This window comes from Flavobacterium columnare NBRC 100251 = ATCC 23463 (assembly GCF_002530675.1).
Classification (GTDB): Bacteria; Bacteroidota; Bacteroidia; order Flavobacteriales; family Flavobacteriaceae; genus Flavobacterium; species Flavobacterium columnare.
Genome location: NZ_PCMX01000144.1, coordinates 1 through 3,570, shown reverse-complemented (window position 1 = coordinate 3,570; position 3,570 = coordinate 1). Strand labels below are relative to the sequence as shown.

4 protein-coding genes are annotated in these 3,570 nt (G+C 32.5%); 1 reads left to right on the top strand and 3 read right to left on the bottom strand.

Features of this window, described 5'->3' with window-relative positions; genetic code table 11:
• Positions 1–1,475 (bottom strand): CHC2 zinc finger domain-containing protein (locus B0A78_RS13555; RefSeq protein WP_123907309.1); only part of this gene is annotated, 1,475 nt, incomplete at its 3' end.
• Positions 1,476–1,630: 155 nt separating this feature from the next.
• Here B0A78_RS13555 and B0A78_RS13550 point away from each other — a divergent pair.
• Positions 1,631–1,966: a helix-turn-helix domain-containing protein gene (locus B0A78_RS13550; RefSeq protein ID WP_097609767.1), complete on the top strand. Its 336-nt coding sequence runs from the start codon at positions 1,631–1,633 to the stop codon at positions 1,964–1,966.
• Positions 1,967–2,004: 38 nt separating this feature from the next.
• Here the strand turns inward: B0A78_RS13550 and B0A78_RS13545 are convergent, their stop codons facing one another.
• The gene (locus B0A78_RS13545; protein ID WP_097609766.1) at positions 2,005–2,472 is read right to left on the bottom strand and encodes a hypothetical protein; all 468 of its coding nucleotides are present in this window, start codon (positions 2,470–2,472) and stop codon (positions 2,005–2,007) included.
• A gap of 7 nt (positions 2,473–2,479) precedes the next feature.
• Positions 2,480–3,570: M91 family zinc metallopeptidase (locus tag B0A78_RS14600; RefSeq protein WP_317044855.1), on the bottom strand; the 1,091-nt coding region annotated here is incomplete at its 5' end.

Here is a 3,570-nt window from a genome sequence, read left to right as displayed (position 1 = left end):
CCGTCTAAATCTTCAATAATCACCACCTTTTGGAATAAATCAAACTCACCCCAATTGTATAAAGAACTCTCTGTAATTCGTGTAAATCTTAAAACATCTTCGGGTGGCATTAAATCCGCTATTCTGCTTATAATATGTGTTTTTCCGCTACCGCTTGATCCTTGAACTAATGCGTGTAATGGGCTTTTGTTTAGATAACTGATGATGATTAAAAATAATAACATTCTGCTATTTTCTTCGCCAACTATTCCTGCTTTTCCGATTTCTATGTTTAAGTTTTTTAGTAGATGTTTTCGTTTTAAGAAGTCGATAGAGGTTGGAAGTTGGGAGCTGGAAGCTGGAAGTACTTCGGTTTGTGGGATTGCTTCGCTTTGGCTCGCAATGACTGGTTGTCTTTTGTCTAAAAGTTCAATAAATAGTTCTTCATTGTGTAGTTGTAGTGTTTCGTTGATGTCTTTGTTTATTGGTTCTAGCACACTTATTTTTATTCCTGGTAATTGCCTCCCTTTGGTCAGCGAATCTCCGATTTCTTCTAAAAGTAGGCTAGCATATTTTGTAATGGCTTCTTTTCCTGCTGTATCATTGTCAAAAGCAAAGATTATTTCTTCTAATTGTTTGAGTTCCTTAATGGCTTTGATGTGTTCTTCAGTTAGTCCGTTAGTTCCATAACACGCTAATAAACTGTAATTTTCTGCTATTTGATTGACTTGTAATAAACTCGCACCATCAATAATACTTTCGGTTAAGATGAGTTTTTTAGTGTTTACATTGGGATAATTTGGATATAATCCTTGTCTGTTTTTTAAGTAAAAATGCTTACTTTCATTATCATTTAAAGTACTTCTAAAATAAAGTGATACAGTTTGATTTTCTTTGTTTTTCAATGCAAAACAAATACACCATTTTCCAAAAACATTATAAGCCTTTTCGCCTGTTCTGCCTAAAATATTTTTATCAATCAATAATCCATATTCTAAACATTGAGCAATTACATTTTCATCTTTCCTTGCTCCGTGATGGAACTGCCCACCATTGTAACCAACTTCTATTTTTTTAAAGTCTAAACCTCGAGATTGTAGATATTCTTTGGCTGGTTTGCTGTTGCTGACTGCATTTTTAAAATACTGGTACATATTGCCCAAAAATTGCTCTCTCGATAAATCTTGCTTCGTCATCTTGGTAGTTCCCCCTTCGGGGGCTAGGGGGCTGATTATTCGCTCTGCTATTTTAATGGCTTCGTGTTTGGTGCAGTTTTCTTTATGCAGTATAAAATCAATCACATCAATACTTTTGCCGTGTATTTTGCAATTGGAACTAAAACAGTATGCCGTTTGTGTTTTGTAATACACTTGAAAACTTGGAGTTTTATCCTCGTGAAACGGACAGTTTAAACGGCTTTGTTTGTCGGTTTTTAAGCCGTAATAATGCAATACGTTTGACATTGAGAGCTGCTCTTTTATTTGTTGTATTTCCATTGACTAAAAAATATTTAAAAATAATTTAAACTACATATTTGTAGCAAATGTAACATATCTATTTTAAACAACCAAACATTATGTGTTTTTGATACGATAGATATGTTTTGTATATTTGCCTAATAACTCAATTAGCTGTAGTTTTTAATACATTTATGAAGCATAATAGTTTTGGTAAGCGACTTACGGAAGTAAGAAAAGACAAAAAAATGTCTCAAGATGAAGTTGGTAAACTTGTCAATGTTCACGGTGCTGTAATTGGTAGATATGAACGTGATGAAGTTAAGCCATCTATAGAAATGGCTACACAATTAGCAGAAGCTCTCGAAGTTTCTTTAGATTATTTAGTAGGTTCTACTGATGTTCTTTTAGAAAAAGATATAGTTAATAAAATCCTTGATATACAAAAACTAAAAGAGAGCGATAAACAACACGTTTTCGCTCTCCTTGATGCTTTTATTAAGCAAACTAAATTTAAAAGTATTATGTAATAGAAAACCCAGCTACTCGCTGGGTTTTTTGTTGTAATTTAACCTATTCCATTTACCTTTAAATTTGATGCAGATTTTGTTGTTAAATTAATTTGAATACTCCAATAATAACTACCTCCATCGTGTACATTAATTATGTCATTGGAATATTCTTTGTCTGTAAATCTGTTTTTCCAAATAAAATTAATCCAAATTACTTTTTCATTAGATTTATTTAAAAACCCAACATATTGCCTAACATAATTTTTAAGCTTTTTATGTATTTGGGGATATCCTTTCAGTTGATTGATTAATTTTTTATTTACGCAAAAAATGTCTTTTTTTATTATTTCTTCTGCTAGAAAAATATCTTCTTTTGTTGGTGTATATCTTTTGTCTTGATTATCTATAGACATTAAAACAAAATGATTTTCTTCAAAAATATATCCTGAAAAATCTTTTCCTTTTATAAAAATAGAAGGATTTATAGTAATAAAAAAAGAGAATATAAGAGATAATAACTTCATAACTTTATTATTTTATGGTATAATTTATAGGCTTTTTACTACTATCTAATAAACTTGGTCCTATAGGGGCAAAATTACCTTGACCATCATCGCTTACTCCATAGCTACTTCTTAGAGGTACTCCTAGTTGACCTCGTATTGTATTTTCATAAAAAGTTGACCTCCATTCGGATTTGTATAAGCCATTAAATTCTCCCTTAAATGAATTAAAATCTGTATATGGATATAGAACACCATTGTTAGAGTCTCTACCGTGAACCATCTCGTGAGCTAATCCTATAAATGATGGACGATTAGTATTTCCTGCTGTATTAAAACCACTTGTTGTGGTACTAGGATTAAAAATTATCTTACCACCTGATCCAGAAGAAGTGATTAAACTTGGAATTGCTGATTGTATTTCGGGAATATTTGAATAGGAAGCCCTTTGGTTATCTGGTGTAAAACTATTATCAGAACCTTTTTCAATGGTAAAAGTGTTTTTAGAAGATTGTAATTCTTGAATCATTGCTGAACCTTCTGCGCTTTTTGAAATTTGACCTAAAGCATCAACAGTCTTCTGTGTGAATTTATCTACTTTACCAGTATAAGCAGAACCGTCTTTATTGAAAAGATTACCGTTTTCGTATTTTAATTGTTGTTTATTGTTACCTATGATAATAATATCTTCAGGAGCCATTCCCGTTGGGTCTATTAATCTCAACGGATTGTTCATCACAAAACAGTACGGCGACCAATTCGGAAACTTCTCCGCTAGTGGGTCAACATTGAGCCAAAGGGAAGTCTTCATATCCAAATATCTCGCTCCGTAATAAGTGAGATTGGTCTCTCTATCCAATTCCTTTCCATTAAATAAATACGGCATAGAAATAGAGGAGGAGTGTTCTTCAAAAAGGACTTCTCCAAAAGGGATATACTCTACATGCTGAGACAACTGGCCATTCATAGTGCTAATATACGAAGTACTTCCTAAATGATCGTTATGGTAATAAAAAATATCTTTTTCAAACAAGCCGTTGCCTACAAAACCATCGCCTGCGGTTACATCTGCGGGTTTTATAGGATCGCCAAACTGTATGGGTGGTCCTGGTATAAAAA